The organism is Candidatus Binatia bacterium, assembly GCA_036382395.1.
Classification (GTDB): Bacteria; Desulfobacterota; Binatia; order HRBIN30; family HRBIN30; genus JAGDMS01.
On sequence record DASVHW010000098.1, the window covers coordinates 1 to 1655 of the forward strand.

The 1655-nt window shown below is 66.9% G+C and carries 3 protein-coding genes; all 3 read right to left on the bottom strand.

What is annotated here, in order from left to right:
- On the bottom strand, window positions 1–581 hold a 581-nt coding region (locus VF515_04730), incomplete at its 3' end, for an endo-1,4-beta-xylanase (protein HEX7406941.1).
- Between the two features lie 136 nt (window positions 582–717).
- Window positions 718–1035 (bottom strand): DUF5661 family protein, encoded by a 318-nt coding sequence (locus tag VF515_04735; GenBank protein HEX7406942.1) that lies wholly within the window; start codon window positions 1033–1035, stop codon window positions 718–720.
- A gap of 297 nt (window positions 1036–1332) precedes the next feature.
- A partial coding sequence (locus tag VF515_04740; GenBank protein HEX7406943.1) for a hypothetical protein occupies window positions 1333–1655 on the bottom strand: 323 nt, incomplete at its 5' end.

Here is a 1655-nt window from a genome sequence, read left to right on the forward strand (position 1 = left end):
AAGGCGTCGGCGATATAGCCTGGGCCGAGCTTCTGCAGGAAGATCGTGTCGCGCAGGATGGCGCTGTCGTCGAGTGGCTCGTTGACGACGTCCCAGGCGTAGACCTGCCCCTTGAAGTGGCCGGCCTCGACCATGATGTGCCGGCGCAGGATGTCGCGCAGCTGGTCGGGAGTCCAGTTGCCGTTGGTCACCCAGGACGGGAGCTGGCTGTGCCAGACCAGCGTGTGCCCGCGCACCCGCTGGCCGTGGTCTTTGGCGAAGGCGACGATGTGGTCGGCAGGCGCGAAGTTGAACACGCCCGGTTGGGGCTCGGTGGTGTCCCACTTCATCGCGTTCTCGGGCGTGACGGAGTCGAACTGTGTCGCGAGGATCTGGCTGTAGGTCGGGTCCGTGTCGAGCTGCGGCAGGCCGACTGCGGTGCCGATGAGCAGGTTGCGGGAGGCCGCGCGTAGGGTGGTCGGGCCTCCGTCGGCAACGGCGGCGGGGACGGCTGCGCCGATCAGCAGCGCGGCTGACACCAGCCCAACCGCGAGGCGACGAGCCGCACGCATCACGTGACCTGATTCGTTGTTGTTGCCCATGTCTTCCTCCTGCGGGACTATCCGGCCCGGGACCTCTCGCTGCGCTGCCGATGAGATCGCCCTGGAAACGAGAACCCGGAACCCATGCCCAGCTGTCCGCCAAACGGGTCTCGGAAGGTCGCGATGACCCTCCGCGCTACTTCCTCCTGCTCTTGTGGTCGGCCGCTTCGCGCTCCAGGACGGCCAGGCGGGTGTAGTAGTCCGGGAACTCCGTCAGGTGGGCAAGCGCGATCTTCCCGGTGACGATCGGATCGTTCCCGCTGACGTCGGTCTCCGGGTCTCTGGGCCTATATTCGAGCTCGACGCCAAGCCCCATGCGGAACTGCTCGAGATCGCACCCCAGAGCGCCGAAGTCCAGAGCGCCGAAGTCGATCCCCAGCTGGGTCGAAATTGCGCGCGCTTCATCGGTCGTGAACGACCGCTTGGTGGCCAGCTTGACCGTTTCCACGGTCATCTCCTTCGCCTGAGAGGGACTGGTGCGGCCGGGACTCGACGCACGGGTTAGGTGCCGCCCGGCCGCTCAGGCTCCCCAGGGCATGGAACGTGGCGTCAGTGTGCTGACGCGAGACCACCGCGTCATGACGGTCCGTCATGAGGCTGCCTCGGCGATGCGCCGTCGGCGCCCAGACCATCTCGCCGACGGTAGGTCCGAGACGCCGTGGCTGGCTGCCGCGACCGTCTCGCTTGCACTTGCCGGGCGCGCCATTCAGGCGCTCGATCCCATGTCAACGACGTGGAGCCGACGAGCTCCTCACCCAATACCTGTGTCGTCCGACGGGTCGGTGGCGTCGCCGAGGATCGCCTCGGCGTCGATCTCCAAGCCTCCAGCGCGGATCGAGCAGGCCAGTGACGACGACCATCGTGCCCGCCGGACGGATCGCGTCGAAGACCACCCACCGCGTTCTAGACAGAGCAGCGCAGCCCAGACGAACAGATCCGAACTCAAACCCGCCCGTCTCTCAGTGGAAGCTCCGTGTAGTCTCTGTCCATGACAAGCCCCGAATCGGCAATCCGGAAGCACCGCGCGGCAGACGTCGAGCTGACCGTCCGCGCTCAGGACGGCAGCCCGCTCGC